This is a genomic window from Amycolatopsis sp. AA4, from assembly GCF_002796545.1.
Lineage (GTDB): Bacteria > Actinomycetota > Actinomycetes > Mycobacteriales > Pseudonocardiaceae > Amycolatopsis.
Window position 1 is genome coordinate 4364099 of the sequence record NZ_CP024894.1, and the last position, 21181, is coordinate 4385279.

21 protein-coding genes are annotated in these 21181 nt (G+C 70.6%); 7 read left to right on the plus strand and 14 right to left on the minus strand.

Annotated features, from left to right (window positions below):
* Positions 1-27: 27 nt before the first annotated feature.
* From CU254_RS20350 to CU254_RS20365, 4 genes are all read right to left on the minus strand, one after another.
* Positions 28-1443, minus strand: a complete 1416-nt coding sequence (locus CU254_RS20350; RefSeq protein WP_009078899.1) for an aminotransferase class V-fold PLP-dependent enzyme — start codon at positions 1441-1443, stop codon at positions 28-30.
* Positions 1440-2747 carry an MFS transporter gene (locus CU254_RS20355; protein ID WP_037714284.1) on the minus strand — a complete coding sequence of 436 codons (1308 nt, stop codon included), beginning with the start codon at positions 2745-2747 and terminating at the stop codon, positions 1440-1442. The genes CU254_RS20350 and CU254_RS20355 overlap by 4 nt, the downstream gene beginning before the upstream one ends.
* A gap of 185 nt (positions 2748-2932) precedes the next feature.
* Complete coding sequence (locus CU254_RS20360) at positions 2933-3958, minus strand: LLM class F420-dependent oxidoreductase (RefSeq protein ID WP_009078902.1); 1026 nt, start codon at positions 3956-3958, stop codon at positions 2933-2935.
* A 67-nt stretch (positions 3959-4025) separates the two neighbouring features.
* Positions 4026-4952, minus strand: coding sequence for an oxygenase MpaB family protein (locus CU254_RS20365; RefSeq protein ID WP_037714286.1), 927 nt, complete (start codon positions 4950-4952; stop codon positions 4026-4028).
* 91 nt (positions 4953-5043) lie between these two features.
* Between CU254_RS20365 and CU254_RS20370 the strand changes: the two genes are divergently transcribed.
* Positions 5044-5649: a TetR/AcrR family transcriptional regulator gene (locus CU254_RS20370; RefSeq protein ID WP_037714289.1), complete on the plus strand. Its 606-nt coding sequence runs from the start codon at positions 5044-5046 to the stop codon at positions 5647-5649.
* Here the strand turns inward: CU254_RS20370 and dmpG are convergent.
* Both dmpG and CU254_RS20380 read right to left on the minus strand, forming a co-directional pair.
* On the minus strand, positions 5643-6668 hold the full coding sequence (gene dmpG, locus CU254_RS20375; protein ID WP_009078906.1) for a 4-hydroxy-2-oxovalerate aldolase: 1026 nt from the start codon (positions 6666-6668) through the stop codon (positions 5643-5645). The genes CU254_RS20370 and dmpG overlap by 7 nt on opposite strands.
* The gene (locus CU254_RS20380; RefSeq protein WP_009078908.1) at positions 6665-7567 is read right to left on the minus strand and encodes an acetaldehyde dehydrogenase (acetylating); all 903 of its coding nucleotides are present in this window, start codon (positions 7565-7567) and stop codon (positions 6665-6667) included. Before CU254_RS20380 ends, dmpG begins: the two co-directional genes overlap by 4 nt.
* Positions 7568-7606: 39 nt before the next feature.
* Here CU254_RS20380 and CU254_RS20385 point away from each other — a divergent pair, with 39 nt between their 5' ends.
* Positions 7607-8362: an IclR family transcriptional regulator gene (locus CU254_RS20385; protein ID WP_037714291.1), complete on the plus strand. Its 756-nt coding sequence runs from the start codon at positions 7607-7609 to the stop codon at positions 8360-8362.
* Here CU254_RS20385 and CU254_RS20390 read toward each other — a convergent pair whose 3' ends face one another.
* On the minus strand, positions 8363-8929 hold the full coding sequence (locus tag CU254_RS20390) for a TetR/AcrR family transcriptional regulator (protein ID WP_009078913.1): 567 nt from the start codon (positions 8927-8929) through the stop codon (positions 8363-8365).
* A gap of 52 nt (positions 8930-8981) precedes the next feature.
* On the opposite strand from CU254_RS20390, the gene CU254_RS20395 reads away from it, so the two are divergent.
* Together CU254_RS20395 and CU254_RS20400 are read left to right on the plus strand one after the other, a co-directional pair.
* Entirely contained in the window at positions 8982-10199 is a 1218-nt protein-coding gene (locus CU254_RS20395) for an amidohydrolase family protein (protein WP_037714293.1), read from the plus strand.
* Complete coding sequence (locus CU254_RS20400; RefSeq protein WP_009078916.1) at positions 10196-11050, plus strand: alpha/beta hydrolase; 855 nt, start codon at positions 10196-10198, stop codon at positions 11048-11050. The genes CU254_RS20395 and CU254_RS20400 overlap by 4 nt, the downstream gene beginning before the upstream one ends.
* Here the strand turns inward: CU254_RS20400 and CU254_RS20405 are convergent.
* Positions 11028-12473: an amidase gene (locus CU254_RS20405; RefSeq protein ID WP_009078918.1), complete on the minus strand. Its 1446-nt coding sequence runs from the start codon at positions 12471-12473 to the stop codon at positions 11028-11030. The genes CU254_RS20400 and CU254_RS20405 overlap by 23 nt on opposite strands.
* Before the next feature lie 153 nt (positions 12474-12626).
* On the opposite strand from CU254_RS20405, the gene CU254_RS20410 reads away from it, so the two are divergent.
* The 3 genes from CU254_RS20410 (at position 12627) to CU254_RS20420 (ending at position 15707) form a co-directional block, all read left to right on the plus strand.
* A complete protein-coding gene (locus CU254_RS20410) occupies positions 12627-13577 on the plus strand; it encodes a LuxR C-terminal-related transcriptional regulator (protein ID WP_009078920.1) in 951 nt (316 codons plus the stop codon).
* A gap of 141 nt (positions 13578-13718) precedes the next feature.
* Positions 13719-14981: an alpha-hydroxy acid oxidase gene (locus tag CU254_RS20415; RefSeq protein WP_050788230.1), complete on the plus strand. Its 1263-nt coding sequence runs from the start codon at positions 13719-13721 to the stop codon at positions 14979-14981.
* 48 nt (positions 14982-15029) lie between these two features.
* On the plus strand, positions 15030-15707 hold the full coding sequence (locus CU254_RS20420) for a GntR family transcriptional regulator (RefSeq protein ID WP_050788231.1): 678 nt from the start codon (positions 15030-15032) through the stop codon (positions 15705-15707).
* A 17-nt stretch (positions 15708-15724) separates the two neighbouring features.
* Here the strand turns inward: CU254_RS20420 and CU254_RS20425 are convergent, their stop codons facing one another.
* From CU254_RS20425 to CU254_RS20455, 6 genes are all read right to left on the minus strand, one after another.
* Positions 15725-16879, minus strand: coding sequence for an LLM class flavin-dependent oxidoreductase (locus CU254_RS20425; RefSeq protein ID WP_009078926.1), 1155 nt, complete (start codon positions 16877-16879; stop codon positions 15725-15727).
* A complete protein-coding gene (locus CU254_RS20430) occupies positions 16876-17886 on the minus strand; it encodes an ABC transporter substrate-binding protein (protein WP_009078928.1) in 1011 nt (336 codons plus the stop codon). Before CU254_RS20430 ends, CU254_RS20425 begins: the two co-directional genes overlap by 4 nt.
* The gene (locus tag CU254_RS20435; RefSeq protein WP_009078930.1) at positions 17873-18577 is read right to left on the minus strand and encodes an ABC transporter ATP-binding protein; all 705 of its coding nucleotides are present in this window, start codon (positions 18575-18577) and stop codon (positions 17873-17875) included. Before CU254_RS20435 ends, CU254_RS20430 begins: the two co-directional genes overlap by 14 nt.
* Positions 18562-19377 carry an ABC transporter permease gene (locus CU254_RS20440; protein ID WP_009078931.1) on the minus strand — a complete coding sequence of 272 codons (816 nt, stop codon included), beginning with the start codon at positions 19375-19377 and terminating at the stop codon, positions 18562-18564. The genes CU254_RS20435 and CU254_RS20440 overlap by 16 nt, the downstream gene beginning before the upstream one ends.
* A gap of 538 nt (positions 19378-19915) precedes the next feature.
* Positions 19916-20626, minus strand: coding sequence for an MBL fold metallo-hydrolase (locus tag CU254_RS20450; RefSeq protein ID WP_037714295.1), 711 nt, complete (start codon positions 20624-20626; stop codon positions 19916-19918).
* A 24-nt stretch (positions 20627-20650) separates the two neighbouring features.
* The gene (locus tag CU254_RS20455) at positions 20651-21151 is read right to left on the minus strand and encodes a DinB family protein (RefSeq protein ID WP_009078937.1); all 501 of its coding nucleotides are present in this window, start codon (positions 21149-21151) and stop codon (positions 20651-20653) included.
* Positions 21152-21181 lie beyond the last annotated feature (30 nt).

The window sequence follows — 21181 nt, forward strand, 5'->3', positions numbered from 1 at the left end:
AGACGGCCCGCCGACGCTCTGGTTGCGTCAGTCCCGGGACGGCGTGTACAGCGCGCCGAGGAATTCCACCAGCAGCCGCTCGCGCAACGGTTCCGGCGCGGCCGCCAGCAGCGCGTTGATCGGAGCCATCCGTTCCGGCAGCCCGTCGCCGCCGGTCAGGCCCGCCGCGGCCAGCAAGCCGCCGAACTGCTCGGACGTCAGCGTTTCCGGGTCCAGCGCGGCGACGAACGCGGCGACGTCCGGATCGACCCGCACCGGGCCCTCCGCCCGCGCCGCCTCGACGGAAGCCGCCAGATCGGCCAGGAATTCCGGTTCGCTGCCGTGGTTCGCGGCGGTGACGGTGAGGTGCAGGTTCAGCGGAGAGGTCCCGTGCGCGAACTGCGGCTGGACGTACCAGCCGCGCGCCTTCATCTCGTCGGCGACGGTGAAGAGGTCGAAACCGTCCGAACCGGTGAAGGCCACCAGCGTCGACACCGGGTCGCCCAGCACGCGCAGCCCCGGAATCTCCGCCACGCCGGCCCGGATCCGGTCCACGGCTTCCCGCGCGCGAGCGGCCAGCTTGAGGTAGCCGTCCTCGCCGAGGTGGTGCACGACGGCCCACGCGGCGGCGAGCGGACCGCCGGAGCGGGTGCTCTGCAGCGTCGGGTTGAGCATCGTGTAGCCGGGCCAGGCCGCGCTCGCGAAGAAATGCGTGCGCCGGAGTTCCGCCGAGGCGTGCAGCAGCACCGAGACGCCTTTGGCGCAGTAGGCGTATTTGTGCAGGTCCACCGAAATGCTGGTGACGCCTGGAACGCGGAAGTCGAACAGCGGCAACTCCGCGCCGAGCTTCGCGAAGTACGGCAGCACCCAGCCGCCGATGCACGCGTCGACGTGCATGCGCACCCCGCGCGCCGAAGCCGCGGCGGCGATTTCCTCGATCGGGTCGACGACGCCGTGCGCGTACGACGGCGCGCTCGCCACGACGAGCACCGTGGAATCGTCGATCGCCGCGGTCATCGCCGCCGGGTCGGCGCGGAAGGTTTCCGGATCGACCGGGACCACGATCTTCCGTACGCCGAACAGGTGCGCGGCCTTGTGGAACGCGGCGTGCGCGGTTTCCGGGAGCACGATCGACGGCGAAGCGAGCTCCGGCCGGGAGTCGCGGGCGGCGAGCACCGCAAGGAGGCACGATTCGGTGCCGCCGGAGGTCACCGTGCCGACGGTTTCCGGCGTGCCGCCGAGCAGTCCGGCCGCGCGGGCGACCAGGTCGTTCTCCATCCGCAGCAGGCTGGGGAACGCGGTCGGGTCGAGCCCGTTGGCGGAACTGGCCAGCGCGTGCGCGGCGGCGGCGATTTCGTCCACTTCGGACAGTCCGCTGTCGTACACGTAGGCCAGCGTGCGGCCGCCGTGCGTCGGCAGGTCGCCGGAGCGGAGTTGGCGCAGCCGCGCCAGGATGTCGTTCACGCCTGCTTCTCCAGTACCGAACGGCGCAGCAGCGGGATGCCGAGCGCGATCAGCACCGCGGGCAGCACCGACGCGCCGATGACGATCGCGGTGATCGCCGACGGCGGCTGCGGGACGGCGGTCGTGCCGGTGCTCGACACGTAGCTCCCGGCCTGCAGCACCAGCCCGAACAGACCCGGCCCGAGCGCGAGCCCGAGCGTTTCGGACGCGGTCCACACCCCGGCGGTGACGCCCGCCCGGGTCTCGCCGGTCCGCTCCTCCTCGGCGCTGATCAGGTCCGGCAGGATCGCCAGCGGGAACACCGAAATGCCCGCGTAGCCGACGCCCGCGAGCGCCACGAACACCAGCGTCGCGGCGAACGGGAGCCGGTCGGCGAAGTACATCGCGACCAGTCCGACGAAGAACGACGTGGTGGCGACCCGGAATCCGGCGAGCTTGCCCCAGCGCGCGCCAAGCCGCGGCCACAGCGGCATGGTGACGAGCGCGGGCCCGACGAATCCGACGAACAGGTAAGTGCGGTAGCTCGGGTCGCCGAGGACGTGCTGCGCGAAGTACGGGATCGCGGCCAGCACGGTGCCGATGCCGAGCGCCTGGATGAAGTAGACGCCGAGCAGCCATCGGAACGACCGCCACCGCGCGATGGTGCGGGCCAATTCCTTGAGCCGCACCGTGTTGGGCCGCAGCGAGCCGACCGGCGCGCCCTTCAGGCCGAAGTAGACGCCGAGCGTGGCGGCCAGGATGATCACCGCCATCACCAGGCCCATCACCCGGTAGCCCGCCACGCCGGGCAGCAGGTCGGTGATCGCCGGGGCGCCGCCGCCGGACACGAGCACCGCGACCGCCAGCACGCCGATCCGGACGCTGGTGAGTTTCGTGCGTTCCTCGGCGGAATCGGTCAGCTCGGCCGGAAGCGCGTTGAACGGCACCTGGAAGAACGCGTACGCGGTGGCGCACAGGAAGAACATCACGACGACGTACGTCGCGTCCCACACCGGCGTGCCGAAGCCGGGATGCGCGAACAACGCGAAGAAGAGGATCGCCACGCCGATCCCGCCGCGCAGCAGGAACCGCCGCCGGCTGCCGGTGCGCGCGAGGTCGGCGTCGGACAGCCGTCCGGCGACCGGGTTGAAGACCACGTCCCACGCCTTGGGCACGAACACGATGATCCCGGCCGCCGCGGCGGGCACCGCCATGGTGTCGGTGAGGTACGGCAGCAGGAGCAGTCCCGGCACGGTGCCGAACCCGCCGGTGACGAAGGAGCCGAGCGAGTAGCGGAATCTCGTGCGGCGGGACAGCGACGCCAAAGGTCCTCCTCGAAGGCGGAACGACGAACGCATGCCTAATGGATCTTCGCCGGTCCCCGGTAGTGGTCGGGAGGAATCGTGCCACCGTCGTGATGCACCGGCAGTACCGGGCCGACTACGCCCTCGTGCGCGGCGAAGCCGGTTCTAACCGGATTCGCCGCTCACGAGGCGGGCAGGCTTCGCTTTCAGGACAGCGCTTTCGCCGCCCTGGCCAGCGACCCCGCGTCCCCGCGCAGCAGCAGCGTCGTCACCACCGTGTCTTCCCACGCCGCCAGCTCTTCCCGGATCTTCTCCGCGGGCCCGATCAGCGACGTGTCCTCGACCAGCGACGTCGGGATCTCCTTGACCGCCTCTTCCTTCCGCCCGGCCAGGTACAGCTCCTGCACCTTGTCCGCCACGTCCGCGTACCCGAGCCGGGCGAACACGTCGTGGTGGAAGTTCACGCTCTTCGCGCCCATCCCGCCGATGTACAGCGCCAGCGCGGGCTTGATGAAGCTCGCCGCCTCCTCGACGTCGTCGTGCACGATCACCGGCACCGACGCGGCCACCTCGAAATCAGCGAGGCTGCGCCGCGCGCCCGGGCGGGCGAAACCCTCCTCCAGCGCGGCCCGGTAGAAACCGTCGGACTTGGGCGAGAAGAACAGCGGGAGCCAGCCGTCGCAGATCTCCGCGGCCAGCGCGACGTTCTTCGGGCCTTCCGCGGCCAGGTAGATCGGCAGGTCGGCGCGCAGCGGGTGCACGGTGGGCTTGAGCGGTTTGCCCAGTCCGGCGCCGCCCTTGAGCGGCAACTGGAAGAACTGCCCGTCGATAGTCACCGGTTCCTCGCGGGCCAGCACCTTGCGCACGATCTCGACGTACTCGCGCGTGCGCGCCAGCGGCTTCGGATACGGCTGGCCGTACCAGCCCTCGACCACCTGCGGCCCGGACGCGCCCAGCCCGAGCACGAAACGGCCGCCGGACAGGTGGTCCATGGTCAGCGCGCTCATCGCGGTCGCGGTCGGGGTGCGCGCCGCCATCTGGACGATGTTCGTGCCGAGCTTGATCCGGCTGGTCGCCGCGCCGACCCAGGCCAGCGGCGTGAACGCGTCCGACCCGTACGCCTCGGCCGACCACACCGAGTCGAACCCGAGCCGTTCGGCTTCGAGCACGCTCTCCTGCGCGCCCGGGATCGGCCCGCTCCCCCAGTACCCGAGGTGAAAGCCCAGCTTCATCCAGCCCTCCTGATCTCGAAGCCCGTGAAGGACTCCTTCCCGGAATCAGATTCCCGGAAGGAGTCCTTCACGGCACGTCCGGCGAGTAGTGCTCCGGTTTCCCGCGCTCGGCGAGCGGCGGAAGATTGCGGCGCGGGGTTTCGACCGGCGGCGTCCCCGGGGCCAGTTCGCCGCGGGCGCGCCGCCAGCCCGCCCGTGCCCGCGGATGGTAGCGGCGGTCGTGCGGAAGCAGCGAAAACGCCGCGTTGATCAGCTTGCCGACGCGGCGGTGCCGTCGGGCGTCCCGCTCGGTCCAGCGGTAGCCGAGCAGTTCGCGCACCTCCGGGTCGTACATCCCGACGGTCAGCCAGACGAACTGCTTCGCGATCACCTTGGCGACCGGTTTCCACAATGGATCCGGCAACCACGGCAGGAACGGCGGTTTCGCGATGCCGCGGAGGTCGAGGACGTCGCGCGCGGCTTTGTTGTCCTCCAGCACCTCGGTGCACATGTGCTTCCAGTACCGCTGGAAGTCCTCCCACGATTCCGGCACCGGCCGCATCGTCATGTCGTACATCCGCCACCAGCGCACGTGCTCGTCGAACAGCGTGCGTTTCTCCTCTTCGCCGATGCCGCCCATGAAATTGTCGGCGATCAGGATGGTGCTGACGAAGAACGTCGAATGCGCCCAGTAATACGTGTCCGGGTCGAGCGCGTGGTAGCGGCGGCCCTTCTTGTCCACGCCCTTGATCCGGTCGTGGTAGCCGCGCACCTCCAGCGCCGTGCGGTGCGCGAGCGGGCCGTCGTAGACCACGCCGCCGATCGGGTACAGCGAACGGAACAGCCGCTGCCAGCGTTCGGCGAAGAACTTCGAATGCTCCTCGACGCCCGCGCCGAGGCCGGGGTGCATGTTCTGCATCGACCCGGCCCACAGCGCGATCAGCAGCCCGCGCCAGTCGCCGAAGTACTTCCAGGTCAGCGAGTCCGGTCCCAGCGGTTCCGGCGTGTCCCTCATCGCGGCTCCTCGGCGGGTCGGCGAAGTGACTACAGCTGTTGTCAGGTTAGGATGTGACAACATCTGTGGTCAACTCGGGACGGGAGCGAGCATGCCGGGCCGCACGTGGGCGGGCACGACGCTGGACGACCGCAAGGCCCAGCGCCGCGCTCAGCTGCTGGCCGCCGGGCTCGACCTGCTCGGCGCGCAAGGCAGTGCGGCGGTGAGCGTCCGCGCGGTGTGCCGGTCCGCGAAGCTGACCGAGCGGTACTTCTACGAAAGCTTCGCCGACCGGGAAAGCCTGGTCGCCGCGGTCTACGAGGACGTCGGGGACCAGGCCCGGAAAGCCTTGGCCGACGCGGTGTCCGGCGAGGCCGATCCGGCCCGCCGCGCCGAACGCGCCGTCACCGCGTTCGTGGAGCTGATGCTGGACGACCCGCGCAAGGGCCGGGTGCTGCTGCTCGCGCCGCTGACCGATCCGGCGCTGACCCAACGCGGGCTCCACCTGCTCCCGGCGTTCACCGCGCTGGTCGGGGAACAGCTGTCGCGCGGCGACGAAACCGGCCGCCAGCTCGTGGCGATCGGTCTCGTCGGCGCGCTCAGCAACGTGTTCATCGCGTACCTCGACGGCACGCTGAAAGTGAGCCGCGAGCGTCTCGTCGAGCACTGCGTGCAGCTGGTGCTCGGCGCGGACGCTTTCGACTCGGGGGCTCACTGAGCGGCTGCCCGCTCGTCGCGCAGCCGCAGCGCGATGTCGATGATCATGTCCTCCTGGCCGCCGACGTAGCGCTCTTCGCCGACCTTGTAGAGGATTTCGTGCGCCGGGACGCCGTAGCGTTCGGCGGCGCGCTCGGCGTGCAGCAGGAAGCTGGAGTACACGCCGGCGAAGCCCTGGATGATCGACGACCGGTCCATCACCGGCAGCCGGGTCAGGTACTTCTTCACGACGTTCTCCGCGGCTTCCAGCAGAACGTCTTTGTCCACCCCGGTTTTGATGCCGAGCCGTTCGAAGGTGGCGGCGAGGACTTCGGTCGGCGAGTTGCCCGCACCCGCGCCGAGCGCGGCGAGCGAACCGTCGATCTGCCGAGCCCCCGCGCGGTACGCGAGCACCGAGTTGGCGACGCCGAAGCTCAGGTTCTGGTGTCCGTGGTAGCCGACCTGTGCCTCGTCGCCGAGTTCCGCGACGAGCGCGGCGACGCGGTCGGACGCGTCGTCCAGGATCAGCGCGCCCGCGGAGTCCACGACGTACACGCACTGGCAGCCCGCGTCGACCATGATCCGCGCCTGCTTCGCCAGGTCTTCCGGCGACGACATGTGCGACAGCATCAGGAATCCGACGGTTTCCAGGCCGAGGTCGCGCGCCGCGCCGAAGTGCTGCATGGACACGTCCGCCTCGGTGCAGTGCGTCGCGATCCGCACCGCGCCCGCGCCGAGGTCGGCCGCCGCGCGCAGGTCGGTGACCGTGCCGAGGCCGGGCAGGAGGAGCACGGCGATCTTCGCCTGCTTCGCCTCGTCGACCGCGGCCGCGATCAGCTTTCGTTCGTCCACCAAGGAAAAGCCGTAGTTGAAGGTCGAGCCGCCGAGGCCGTCGCCGTGGGTCACCTCGATCAGCGAGATGCCCGCGTCGTCGAGCGCGCGGACGGTGTCGCGCACCTGCTTTTCGGTGAACTGGTGCGCCATCGCGTGACTGCCGTCGCGCAGAGTGGTGTCGACCAGCCGGACGTCGGTGTTGTTCACGCGGCCACCTCCTGAGCGGCGAAGAGGTCGCCGACGCGCGCGGCGGCGGCGGTCATGATGTCGAGGTTGCCCGCGTACTTGGGCAGGTAGTCGCCGTTGCCCGCGACCTCCAGGAACACGCCCACGCGGGCCTTGCCGCTCCAGTCCGGGCGCGGCGGGTCGAACTGCGGGTCGGCCTTGAGCGTGTAGCCCGGCACGTACTGCTGGACGTCTTTCACCATGCGGTGCACGGATTCGCTGATCGCGTCGAAGTCGGCGTCCGGGTCGACGGCGCAGAAAACCGTGTCGCGCATGATCATCGGCGGGTCCATCGGGTTGATGATGATGATCGCGCGGCCCTTGTCCGCTCCCCCGACCTTTTCGATCGCGTGCGCGGTCGTCTCGGTGAACTCGTCGATGTTCGCGCGCGTGCCGGGACCGGCCGACCGCGACGACACCGACGCGACGATCTCCGCGTACGACACCGGCGTCACGCGCGAAACCGCGTGCACGATCGGGATGGTCGCCTGGCCGCCGCAGGTGATCATGTTGACGTTGCGGTCGGTCAGCTGGTCGGGCGGGTTCACCGCCGGGCACGTGAGCGGGCCGACCGCCGCGGGCGTCAGGTCGATCGCGCGGATGCCGGCCTCGGCGTACCGCGGCGCGTTGGCCTTGTGCGCTTTCGCCGACGTCGATTCGAACACCAGCTGCGGCAGTTCCGCCCGCGAAAGCAGCCAGTCGACGCCCTCGGCGGACGTCTCGAGGCCGAGCTTCGCGGCGCGGGCGAGCCCGTCCGACGCCGGGTCCACGCCCACCATGTAGCGCACTTCCACGTGCTCGCTGCGCTGGAGTTTTGCCAGCAAATCCGTACCGATGTTGCCCGGGCCGACGATCGCGGCCGTCACCTTGCGTTCCGCCATGCCGCCACGGTGCTCGCCGGGATAGGGCACACTCAACCCATGCGTACCACTGGACGGAACAGCGACGGGCTTGTGACCGCGCGCGTCGCCGCCGTGCTGGAAGCCTTCCGCCCCGGCGACGACGCGCTGGGCGTCTCCGAACTGGCGCGCCGGACCGGACTCGCGAAGACGACCGTGCACCGGCTCGCCGGGCATCTCGCGGACACCGGCCTGCTCGAACGCGACGGCACGTCCGTCCGGTTAGGACTGCGGCTGTTCGAGATCGGCCAGCTCGCGGTGCGCCGCCGCGGCCTGGTGGAGGCGGCCCGGCCGTACCTGGCGGACCTGCGGGAGGCCACGCGGAACACGGTGCATCTCGCGGTCCTGGAGGGCACCGAGGTCGTGTACCTGGACGTGCTGCGCGGACCGGACGCGCCGGATCTGCCCTCGCGCACCGGCGGGCGCTTCCCCGCGCACGCGACCGGCGTCGGGAAGGCGATCCTGTCCTGCTCCCCCGACGACGTCGTGAACCGCGTGATCGACGCCGGACTCCCCCGGGTCAGCCCGCGGACGATCACCGCGCCCGGGCTGCTGCGCCGCCAGCTCGCGCGGATCCGCGAGGACGGAATCGCCTTCGAGCGCGAGGAATCCGGGGTCGGCGTGGTGTGCGCGGCGAGCCCGCTGGTCGACGCGAACGGGCTGGCGGTGGCCGCCGTGTCGATCTCCGGATGGGCGACCCGGATGCGCACCGAACGGGTCGCGCCCGCGGTGCGGACCGTTGCGCTGGCGTTGTCGCGGACGGTGTCCGAGACCTGATCAGCCCTTGCTCATCCGGAGAAGCAACTCGACCGCGTCTTCGGAATGCCCCTCCGGGGTCAGCACTTCCCGCAACAACAGACCGCGAATCGCGGCGACCGCGACGGTCGCCATGGTCCGCGCTTCCTCGGCCCCGCGCCCTTCGCCTTCCGCGAGCGAGGTCAGCATCTTCGTCAGGTCGTCCAGCGAGTCGAACAGCTCGCGAAAGTCCTCCGGCCGGTACGCCGCCAGCCCCGCGACGTGGAAGAACCCGCGGACCCGCGACAGCTGCTCCGGGCGGGTGTAGGTCCGCCAGATCGCCCGCACGAAGTCGTCGAAGGTGCTTTGCTTCGCGGTCTCGAACAGAACCTCGTTGTCGCGGGCTCGCTGGGCCTTGAGCATCGCCGCCAGCACCCCCGGCAACGACCCGAAGTGGTAGCGCAGCAGGGCATGGCTGGTCTCGGCCCGGGCGGCGACCTCCCGCAGCGAAACGTCCGGCGAGGGAAGCGTCCCGTCGAAGGCGTCGAGAAGCCGGGCCAGGAGCCGCTCGCGGGCGTCGCCGGAGGGTTCCGTGCTTGACAAGGTCACCTCCGCAGTTTATCCATTGGAAAAGACCGGTGCAACGGCGGAGGGACGGCTCGTGGGACGTTTTCAGGTAGTCGGCGCGACGGTCGTCGACGGGTCGGGGCGCGATCCCGCCGAAGCCGTCGTCGCGGTCGAAGACGGGCTGATCGCCCAGCCCGGCGCGGGAGGCGAACGCTTCGACGCCGACGGGCTGACGATGACCCCCGGCCTGATCGACGCCCACGTCCACCTTGGCCTGGCGAGCCCGATCGAGCCTCAGTTCTCGTTCCGGCTCAGCGTCGCCGAGATCGCGGCGGATATCTTCGCCACGGCCGGTGCCGCGCTCGACGCCGGATTCACGACCGTCCGGGACACCGGCGGGATTGACGGCGGCGTCGTCACCGCGATCGCCAAGGGCAAGGTCCGGGGACCGCGCGTGCTGTCGTGTGGACCGGTGCAGTGCCAGACCGGCGGGCACGGCTACTACGGAGCCGAATGGGAGCCCACCGAGCTGTGGACCAGTCACCACATCCCGGGCCTGTGCGCCCTGTCCCTGCAGTCGGGCAACGCGAACGAGCTGCGCAGCAACGTGCGCGAGACCTTCCGGCGCGGCGCCTCGTTCCTGAAGCTCTGCGTGACCGGCGGCGTGGTCAGCGCGCACGATCAGCTGACCGACACGCAGTTCACCGTCGAAGAAATCGCCGTCGCGGTGCAAGAAGCCGCCGCGCGCGGCACCTACGTGACGGTGCACGCGCACAACAACGAAGGCATCCGGAACGCGATCGAGGCCGGGGTGCGCTGTGTCGAACACGGCACTGACATCGACGAGCCCACGGCCGCTTTGATGGCCGCTCACGACGTCGCCCTGGTCCCCACGTTCGCGGTCGTGGAGCACCTGCTGCGGGACACCGCGAGCACCGGCCTCGACGAGTCGATCCGCGACCGGGCGCTGGGCGTTCGCGAGCGGATGGCCGCGGCGCTCGCCTGCGCCAAGGAAGCCGGAGTGCGGATCGGGCTGGGTTCGGATCTCATCGGCCCGGCCCAGGAGCGCCGCGGCGAAGAACTCGCCTTGCGGGCCGCTCTCGAGACCCCGATGGAAGCTCTCGTCGCGGCCACGAAAACCAACGCCGAGATCCTCGGCCTGTCCGGCGAGGTGGGCGTGCTCGCTCCCGGCCTGCGGGCGGATTTCGTGCTCTGGAAAGGAAATCCGCTCGAGAATCCCCAGCTGTTCTCCGACCCGGCCAACGCGGTCGTGGTCGTTCAGGGCGGCCGAACAGTGAAGGACCTCCGATGACCGCCATGTGGCAAGGCTGCCTCGCCGACACCGGCTATTTCGAAACCCGTTCCAGCGCCGGATACGACTACGGCGTCTGGGTCACCACGCCGCCGGGCTACGACCCCGCCACGACGCGAGCGCCTGCCTTGTACGTGCTCGACGGCAACTGGACCGTGGGCCAGACGGCTCCGCTCATCGTCACCCAGGCGGATCCCATGCAGCAGATCCAGCCGTACCTCCAGGTCAGCGTCGGTTACGCGGGCGAGGAAGCCGAGCAGTGGACCCGGCTGCGCAACCGCGACCTCGTACCGCCCGGCGAGCCCGTCGGCGCGGAGTTCGTCGACGCCGTGGAGATGGGAGTGCGAACGGGCCGGATGACCCGCGAGCAAGCCGACGCCTATCTCGCCGAACTGCGCGACACCCGCGCCGACGCGTTCCTGGCCTTCCTCACCGAAGAACTGCACCCGCGCATCGAACGCGACTACGGCACGGCCGCGAGCGGGCACGGCCTTTTCGGCTATTCCTACGGCGGGCTTTTCAGCCTCTACGCCTGGCTCAGCGGGAACCCGCTCTTCGAAAGCATCGGAGCGGGCAGCCCCGGCGTCGTCGGGGAAGACAGCCAGGTTTTCGCCCGGCTCCGCGAGCTTGGCGACGGCCTGCCCGCCGCCAAGCTGCACGTCACCGTCAACGACCGAGAGCTTTTCGGCGAACTGGCTGTGTACCAGAATCTCGCGAAGAACACGGCCACGCTCCTGCACCGCCTCACCTCGCGCGACGCGATTGTCACCAGCGAGGTCCTGCGCGAAACGCACGTGACCGGGTTGCAGGCGTCGTTCCTCAGCTACCTCAGGACTTGCCGGTCCCAGTAGCGACGTGGACCGCGGGCCGCCGGGCCGCCCACGGCATCGCCTCCTCCAGGAACGCCGCGACCCGCAGCAGCAACGACTCCGAACACACCGGGCCGCCCAGTTGGACCCCGATCGGCAACCCCTGCGAGGACTCGCCGAGCGGGAGGCTGATCGCGGGTGCGCCGGTCTGGTTGAACAACGGCGTGAACGAGCACGCGTCGAAAAGCTGCCTCGTCCACTCGGTCGCAGTCAGCTCGGCGTTCGCGTCGAGGCGGCCCAGCGGCAGGGCCGGGGTGTTCATCGTCGGGGTCAGCAACAGGTCGTACTCGGTGAAGAACCGGCCCGCCTCGCGGGAAACGACGTTCATCGCGCCCAGCGCCGCGGTCAGTTCGATCCCGCTGATCGAGCGGCCGTACTCGACGCAGGCCCACGAGGTGCGTTCGAGGTTCTCCGGACCCGCCGCCACCCCGGTCATCGCTTCGATCCCGGCCACCGAGCCGGCCAGGAATCCGGACCACAGCACGTGATTGGCGTGCAGGAACGCTTCCCAGTCGAAGACCGGCGTCGCGCGCTCGACGTGATGGCCGGCCGCTTCGAGCACCTCGGCCACGGCTTCGACCGCGCGCGCCACCTCCGGGTCGACGTAGCTGCCCGCCCAGGATTCGGTGTGCAGGGCGATGCGCAGCCGTCCCGGGTCGGCGCCGACCTCGTCGAGCCACGGGCGCGCGGGCGGGGCGAGGACGTACGGGTCGCCCGGATAGCTCACCGCGACCTCGTCGAGCAGCGCGGCGGTGTCCCGGACCGTCCGCGAGACCGCGAGTTCGACGCCCATTCCGTAGAGCGGATCGGCGAAGTCCGGCCCGGCGGGGACCCGGCCGCGGGTCGGTTTCAGGCCGACCAGGCCAGTGCAGGCCGCCGGCACGCGGATCGACCCGCCGCCGTCGTTGGCGTGCGCGATCGGGAGCGCCCCGGCCGCCACGAGGGCCGCGGAACCGCCGCTGGACCCGCCGGCGCTGTGCCCGGTGTGCCACGGGTTGCGCGTCGAACCGTAGGCCAGCGCTTCGGAGTTCCCGTTGAAGCCCAGCTCCGGCGTGGTCGTGACGGCCAGCGTCGCCAGGCCCGCCGCGCGGAAGCGCGCCATCAGATGGGTGTCCTCCGGCGGCACGACGCCCTTGCCGAGCAGCCGCGTGCCCATCCGGGTCGGCACCCCGGCGGCGTGCAGGACGAGGTCCTTGATCGCGAACGGGACCCCGGCGAACCGGCCGTCGCGCGCGTAGTCGAGCGGGCGCTCGAACGGGCCGTCGGCGACCGCGTTCAGCTCCGGGTTCACCTTGCCGATGGCCTCCGCCGCCAGCGCGGCGACCTCGTCGGCGGTGACCTCTCCGGAGGCGAGGACCGCGGCCAGCGCGGTCGCGTCGAGGGCGGCGTATTCGTCGAGGTTCATCGAGTGCTCCTTCAGCCGGGGGCCCAGAACGTTACGAACGGGCCCGGACGGCGGCATCGGCCGAAAAGCCGTTCCGCTCCCGCCGCGGACGTGCGCCCGTTGACATTCCGGACGGCGGCCGTTCATGCTCCGTTCGGCAGCGGAGGTTCGGAAATGGCCGCAGATGTGCAGTGGTGGGCCCGGCTCGCTCGGGAAGTGCGCGCGGCGGGCCGGGGCGACCTGCCGGTCGAGACGCCGTTGCGGACCGTGCGCGACGAACTCGGTTTCGATTGCGCTGCCTTGGTCACCGGCGGGCGGCAGCACACCGCGACCGTCAACCTCGGCTACCCCTCGGACGCACTCGGCTACATCACGACGACCTACCGCTGGAAATGCCCGATCCACCAGCGCGCGATCCGGCTGGGCCTGCCGCTGCGGTTCGTCGACGTGCCAGAAGTCCACGAAACCCGGACCTACCAGGAAGTCATTCAACCGCACGGGTTCCGCGAAGGGATGACGCTGCCGCTGCGGGCGGCCCCGGGCGAGGCGCCGGGCTTCGTGGCACTGAGTTCGACGCACGACCGGCCGCTGGACGACGAATCCCGCCTGGCGCTCACGATGCTGTCGCATGATTTCGCCGCGCTGGCCGATCCCGGCGCCGAGCCGGGCGATCCCGCCGCGGACGTTGTGCTGCTCGTTTCGCAGGGCAAGGCCGAGGTGCGTTCGGCCGCGGTCGGGCAACTGCCGCTGAGCGAGCACGAGGTCCGGTTCGCCGCGCGGTGCGCCACAGCCGGGCGGACCGGATTCCGCCACCGGGACGCGGACGGCGTCTGGTGGCGGGTGCTGGCGCGGGCGCGGCGTCCGGACGGAGTGCTGCTGCGGATCTCCCGCGTGCCCGATCCCGGGCCGTTGACCGGGCGGGAACTGGACGTCGTGGGACTGGTCTCGCGTGGGTGGTCGAACGAACGGATCTCGTCGGCGCTCGGGATCACGGTCCGGACGGTGCGCAGCCATGTCGAGTCTTCGCTGGTGAAGCTCGACTGTCCGAACCGGACCGCACTGGCCCGGCACGCGCTCGAACACGACCTCGACACGCTCGGCGCGTTGGCGGCCGCCCAGCGCTGACGAGATTGTGTCACAATCCTTGCGCTCCAGATGCGTGCCATGCTTCACTCCTCCTGCCCATGAGTGCGAAAACCTCGGTGCAGCACCCTTTTGATCGACCGAGGATTGTGTACCGATTTCCCGGCGGCCAGGAGGCAGCGGATGACCACGTTCGAACCCGAGCACCTGCCCCGGCGGCCGGTCAGGCGACGGCTGCCCCGCCCGTCGGAGATCCGGCCGCTGCTCAAGTTCCGGCAGCCGCGGTTCGACGTCCGCGAGCGCCGCCTCGCCGCCGCGCACACCATCGACGACCTGCGCACCATCGCGCGCCGCCGCACGCCCCGGCCGGTCTTCGACTACGTCGACGGCGCGGCGGAGCAGGAAATCAGCCTCGGCCGGGCCCGGCGGGCCTTCGAGAACGTCGAGTTGCACCCGCGCGTGCTGCAGGACGTCACCGAGGTGGACCCGGCCACGTCAGTCCTCAGTGGACAGTCCGCGCTGCCGCTCGTGCTGGCGCCCACCGGCTTCACCCGCATGATGCACCACGAAGGCGAGATCGCCGTCGCCCGCGCGGCTGCCCGCGCCGGGATCCCGTACGTGCTCTCGACGATGGGAACCACCGATCTCGAAGACGTCCGGGCCTGCGCGCCGTCCGCGCGGCAGTGGTTCCAGCTCTATCTCTGGAAGGACCGCGCCGCGAGCGAAGCGCTGGTCGAACGCGCAGCTCAAGCCGGGTACGAGGCGCTCGTCCTGACCGTCGACACCCCGATCGGCGGGGCGCGGATGCGCGATGTCCGGAATGGACTGACGATCCCGCCGACGCTGACCGTCCGCACCCTCGCCGGGATCGCGGTCCGGCCGTCCTGGTGGATGAACCTCCTGACCACCGAACCGCTGCAGTTCGCCGCGTTGAACAACTTCGACGGCACGGTCGAAGAACTGATCGGGACGATGTTCGACCCGTCCCTGACCGTCGCAGACCTGCGGTGGCTGCGCGGCCGGTGGCCGGGAAAGCTGATTGTCAAAGGGATTCAGAGCGTCGCGGACGCCAAGGAGATGGCCGCTTCCGGCGTCGACGCGCTCGTGCTCTCGAACCACGGCGGGCGCCAGCTCGACCGCGCGCCGACCCCGCTCGAACTGCTGCCCCGTGTCGTGGACGCGGTCGGGGACGACTGCGAGGTCATCCTCGACACCGGCGTCCGGACCGGCGCGGACCTGGTGGCCGCACGGGCACTGGGCGCGTCGGCGGCGATGGTCGGCCGCGCGTATCTGTACGGCCTGATGGCAGCGGGAGAACAAGGCGTCGAGCGCGCGATCGACATCCTCCGCGCCGAGTACGTGCGGACGTTGCGGCTTCTCGGCGTCAGGCGCACCGACGAGATCACCGGCGAACACGCCTCCCTTCGGCTGCCCGCCCGGATTTGACGGTGGCCTCGGCTAAGATCGGCAGCGGCGGTGGGAAATTCTGCTGAAATGAGTGGCGAAGTGCGCGAACAGGCGGGCAGTACGCCGGGAAGCATCGCGCAGGCGCTTCGCGACGATCTCCTGGACGGTCTCCTCGAACCCGGCACGCGGCTCACGGAGGAATCTCTGAGCGCTCGCTTCGGGGCGGGCCGCCATTCGGTCCGGTCCGGCCTGCAGACGCTGGTGTCCGAGGGCCTGCTCGAACACCAGCGCAACAAGGGGATCGTCGTCCCCGCGGTGACCGCCGAACGCATCGACGCGATGTGCTCGTACCGCTCGATCCTGGAACTCGGCGCGCTGCGGCTGGCCCTGCTCCAGAACGCGGGCTTCGACGCGGTCGACGAGGCGGTGCGGCGGCTCGAGTCGATGACCGCCGAAACCCCGTGGCGGCACGTGATCGAGGCGCACAGCGCGGTGCACACCGAGATCGTGGCCGCCAGCGGCAACCCGCGCGTGCTGGCGGCGCACCGGGCCTGCGCGAACGAACTGAACTGCATGCTCGCGACGATCCGGGCCGAATCGTCCGCCGCCCAGCTGGCGACGACCCACCGGCACCTCGTCGACCAGCTCCGGGTCGGCGGGGAGACCGCGTTGAAGGCGCTGGAGGACGACCTCGAACTCGGCGGCCGCGCGATGATGCATCTCGCGCTGCGCCGCCGGATCGAGGTGCCCTACCTGCTCTCGTGAGGGTCATCCGCGGAACGCTACTGAGCAGCCACCGCCCGCTCCCCCGGAACCGCCCGCACCGCCGGGACCTCGTCCAGCAACCCGCGCCGGGCCAGCTCCGGCCGCACGCCCTCGCCGAACCAGTACGCCTCCTCCAGATGCGGATACCCGGACAGCACGAACTCCGACACGCCCGCGTCGTGGTACTCCTCGATCAAATCCGCGATTTCCGCATAGCTCCCCACCAGCGCAGTCCCGGCTCCCCCGCGCACCAGGCCGATCCCAGCCCACAAATGCGGATGGATCTCCAGGTCCCGCGCCGTCGTCCCCGCCTTGCCGCCGTGCAGCGCGACCATCCGCTGCTGCCCCACCGACTCGCTCGCCGCCAGCTGCGACTGAGCCTTGGCGATCTGCTCCGGACTCAACGCGTCCAGCAGCTTCTGCGCCTCCGCCCAAGCCTCCGCCGAGGTGTCGCGCGCGATGGTGTGCAGCCGGACCCCGAACCGCACCTTCCGACCGGCCTGTTCCGCCAGTTCGCGCACCTTCCCGATTTTCTCCGCGACCTGCGCGGGCGGCTCCCCCCAGGTCAGGTAGACATCGGCATGCCGCGCGGCGACCGGGAGCGCCGCCGCCGAGGAACCGCCGAAGTACAACGGCGGAACGGGATCCGGCGCGGCGAGCGTCGTGGCTCCTTCGACGCGCAGGTGGTCGCCGGCGAAGTCGAACGGCTCGCCCGACCACACGCCGCGCACGATGGACAGGAACTCGTCGGTCCGGGCGTAGCGCGCGTCGTGGTCGTGCCAGTCGCCGAAGCGGCGCTGTTCGATCGCGTCGCCGCCGGTCACGATGTTCAGCAGGACCCGGCCGCCGGACAGCCGCTGGAACGTGCCGGCCATCTGCGCGGCGAGCGTCGGCGAGATGACGCCCGGCCGGAACGCGACCAGGAACTTGAGCCGGCTCGTCTCGCGGATCAGCGCGGCGGTGGTCAGCCAGGCGTCCTCGCACCAGGTCCCGGTCGGGGTCAGCACGCCCTCGAACCCGAGCCGCTCGGCCGCGCGCGCGACCTGCGCGAGGTAGTCCAGGTCCGCCGGCCGCTGCGCGCTCGGGCCCTGGGACTTGTTGGCGTGGAAGCGTTCCACGATCGTCCGGCCGTCCCCGGTGGTCGGCAGGAACCAGTGCAGTTTCACGCTCATCCGTTCCTCCTCGCGGCCTCGATGTCGGGCCCGTAACGGCGGTCGACGAACGCCGCGAAGTCGACCTTCCCGGGCAGCGTGCCCTCGTTCGCGAACGCGTCGGCGAGCTGCTGCTCGGACGCGACGACGGAATCGTCCAGCGGGACCGGCCGGTCCCGCCCGGCGGAGACGGCCTTCTTCGCCACCTCGAGCTTCAACCCGGTTTCCGCCGCCCAGGCGCGCGCCCATTCGTCCGGATGCGAGTTCGACCAGAGCTGCGCTTTCACCACGCGCTGCACGAAATCCTTGATCGCCGAGTTCTTGCCCGGATCGGCCAGCGCGGTCGTGCTCGCGGTCTCGAAGGCGAGCCCGTTGGACGCGCCCCGACCGTCGGCGAGCACGCGGGCGTGCGCGTCGATCTGGGCTTGCGCGGTGTAGGGATCCCAGATCGACCACGCGTCGATCTGGTGCTGGGTGAACGCGGCGAACGCTTCGGACGGCTGCAGGAAGGAGATCTTGATGTCCTTCGTGGACAGACCGGCCTTCTTCAGCGTGTTGAGCAGCTGCCCGTGCGCCGAACTCCCCTTCGCGACCCCGACCGTCTTGCCCCGCAAGGACGCGACGTCGGTCAACGGCGAATCCGGCGGCACCAGAATGGTTTCCCGCTCCACGTTGCTCTTCGCCACGCTCACCACGGAGATCTTCGCCTTCGACGCGGCCGCGAAAATCGGCGGCGTGTTGCCCACCCGGCCGACGTCGATCGCGCCCGCCGAAGCCGCCTCCAGCAACGGCGGCCCGGAAGTGAACGTGGACCATTCGATCCGATACGGCGTGCCGGTCAGCTGCCCGGCGGCGGTGAGCAGGGATTTCACGCCGCCTTTCTGATCGCCGACGCGCAGCGTGACCTTCTTCAGCTCCGCGGGCGAAACCGCGGCCGGAACCGGCGCGCGACCGTCCGAAGTGGACGACGAGCAGGCGGCGAGCCCGGTCAGCAGAAGCGCCGCGGCCAGGACGTTACGCAGGTGCACCTTCGGTCACTCCCAGGTCGGCCAGGACGCGGCTGCGCACCTCGGCATTGTCGGCGGCCTTCCGCGGACGCGGCCGGCCGAGTACGTGTTCGGCGACGATGTGCCCTTCGCCGAGGACGAGGATCCGGTCGGCGAGCACGAGCGCCTCGTCGACGTCGTGAGTCACCAGCAGCACCGCGGGCTGGTGCGTTCGCCACAGGTCCTCGACGAGCCGGTGCATCGCCAGCCGGGTCAACGCGTCGAGCGCGCCGAACGGTTCGTCCAGGAGCAGGAGATCCGGCTCGCGGACCAAGGCGCGGGCCAGCGAAACCCGTTGCGCTTCACCGCCGGAGAGCGTGAGCGGCCACTTGTCGGCGTGCTCCGCCAGCCGCACCTCGGCCAGTGCCTTCTCGGCGACGGCGCGGTCGTTGTCCTGCCGCAGCCCGAGCACGATGTTGCGCCAGACCTTGCGCCACGGCAGCAACCGCGGCTGCTGGAAGGCGACGGACACCGTCCCGTCGATACTCGCGGTGCCCTCGATCTCCTCGTCGAGCCCAGCCAGCACCTTCAGCAGCGTCGACTTCCCCGATCCGCTCCGCCCCAGCAACGCGACGAACTCGCCGCGGCCGACGTCCAGGTCCAGCCGGTCGAGGACAGTGCGGTCGCCGAATTTCTTGGTGAGGTCGCGGACCTCGACTACCGGGCTCGCCATCGCAGGGCCCTCCTTTCGAGCAGCCGGACGAGCGCGTCGGTGACGAGGCCCAGCACGGCGTAGACCACGAGCCCGACCACCACGACGTCGGTGCGCAGGAATTCGCGGGCATTGTTGATGAGGTAACCGATCCCGGCGTCCGCGTTGACCGTCTCGCCGACGATCAGCGCCAGCCACGCGACCCCGAGCGACTGCCGCAGCCCGACCAGCGCCTGCGGCAGCGCACCCGGCAGGACGACGTGCCACAGCCGTTCGCCGCGGGTGAATCCCAGCGCCCGCGCGGCCTCCCCGAGCTGCGGATCGGCGGTGCGGATTCCCGAGTGGACATTCAGGTACAGCGGAAACGCCACGCCCAGCGCGACCAGGAAGATCTTGGTCTCTTCGCCGATCCCGAACCACAGGATGAACAACGGGATCAACCCGAGGAACGGCAAGGTGCGCAGCATCTGCACCGGCGGGTCGACCAGTGCTTCGCCCCAGCGCGACAACCCCGAAATGGCTCCGAGCAGCAGCCCGGCGAGCGCTCCGAGAGCGAATCCGGCGCCGACGCGGCCCAGCGAGACCACGAAGGCGCTGCCGAGTTCGCCGCTGCGGGCGACATCGACTCCGGCTTGCAGGACGGTCCAAGGCGAGCTGAGTTTGTCCGGCGGCAGCGCGCCGGTCGAGCTGGCGATCTGCCACGCCGCGACCAGCGCGACCGGGCTGATCCAGCGGCGCAGCGACGGCAGCCGCCGCCGTTGCGCGCGCTTCGGCGCGGCCGTTTCGGCGCGCGGCAGCACGCCCGTGGTGGAAATCGACACGGATTTCTCCCGGGTGGGGTTTTCGGTGCGGGGAAGGGAATTCAGCGGCGGGACAGACAGACCGCGCTCGCCTGCTGCCGGAGGTCGACGTGCAGGCGGCACACGAGGAGGACGCCGCGCTTCATGCCCCCGAGCTTCGATCCCCGGACGGGTGAAGTCAATGACGTGCCGGACGGCTCTCACGCACTGGAACCCCGGCGGCGGTGTACGGGGTTTGTTCCCCTCTCAGGCACGGGGATGCCCGGAATGCGGGACTGGTTTCCCGGTCCGCTGCCGAACATGAGCGGCTAAACCGCTGCTCCAGCTAAGGCAGCGACCGCGTGCGCGAGCGCTCGCCGCGGACCGCCGCTGCGGCCTCGATCACCCGGCTGAGCACCGGCGGCACGAAATTGTCGGTGCGGTGCGGTACAAGATCACCATGTCCATTTTCCAGGCACTGCAAGCGTTCCTCGCCCGTACCCTTCACCGCGCGACCCGTCGGCGCGACGAGCCCGCACCGCGCCGAACGCACCCGCGGCGGCCCGAACCGAAACCCGGTTCAGCCGCCGAACATCATCCGCCATTCCTCGAGAGACCGGGGCCGGAACACGAAATTCGAGCTCTTCACCCGCGACAGCGACGCCGAAGATTCCGGCGAATACTGGTGGCCGGGGTACACCACCGGATCCCCGGGCAGGGTCGCCAGCCATTGCAGGCTGCGGAAAATCGCGTCCGCGTCGCCGCCCGGGAAGTCGGTCCGGCCGCAGCCCTCGAGGAACAGCGTGTCCCCGGAGACCAGCCTGTCGCCGACCAGGAAGCACTGGCTTCCCGGCGTGTGCCCGGGCGTGTGGAGCAGCCGGATGTCGATCGAGCCGACGGTCACGACGTCGTCGTGCTCGTGCGCGCGCAGGTCGGTGTCCGACACGCCGGTCACCCGGCGCACCCACTCGCTTTCCTGCGCGTTGACGTGGATCGGCACCGGCCGCAGCGCGAGCAGTTCCGCGATGCCCGGGAGCGAGAAACCCATCATGTCGCCGCCGACGTGGTCGGGGTGGTGGTGCGTCGCGAGGACGCCGGTCAGCCGCATCCCGTCGGCTTCCAGCGTCTCGACCAGGTCGCCCACCGCGTACGCCGGGTCGACCAGCACCGCCTCGCCCGCTTCGCGGTCCCCGATCAGGTAAGCGAAATTCACCATCTGGGTCGCGACGGGGTCCCCGACGGCGAAATCGCGGCCGGCGAGCAGTTGGCGGAAGTAAAGCTGGTCTGCCATGCCCCGCAGCCTAACGGTCGCCGGTCACTCGCCCACGGAGCCGTCGGCGAGTTCCCGCAGCGCGTCGAGGTGCCCGACGTGCCGAGCGGTCTCCTGCACGACGTGCGCGAGCACCCAGCGGACGGTGAACTTCCCAGACCGCCGCGTCCGGTCCTCCGGAACCAGCCCGGCCAACGCCGCCGCCGATCGTTCCCACTCGGCGCGATAGGCCGCGACCACCGCCGCGACGTCGTCCTCCGGTGTCAGATCCCAACTCGGATCCGGAGAGCCCGGCCACAGCGAAGGTTCGGCGGACCCGCCCGCCTCGATCACCAGCCACCACCGCTCGACCGCGGTCAGGTGCTTGACCACGCCCAGCGCGCTGGTCCGCGGCGAACTCGGCAGCGGCGCCGCGGCCGCCTGCTCCCGGGTCAGCCCGGCGACCTTCTGCACCGCGGTCGCCCGCAGGAAATCGAGGAACCGCGTCTGCACGGTCATCTCGTCGCCGTCGAGCGGATCCGGCCAGACGCGCTCTGCCTCCGCCATGGCCCCGACCCTACTGGTCCCGGGGAGGAA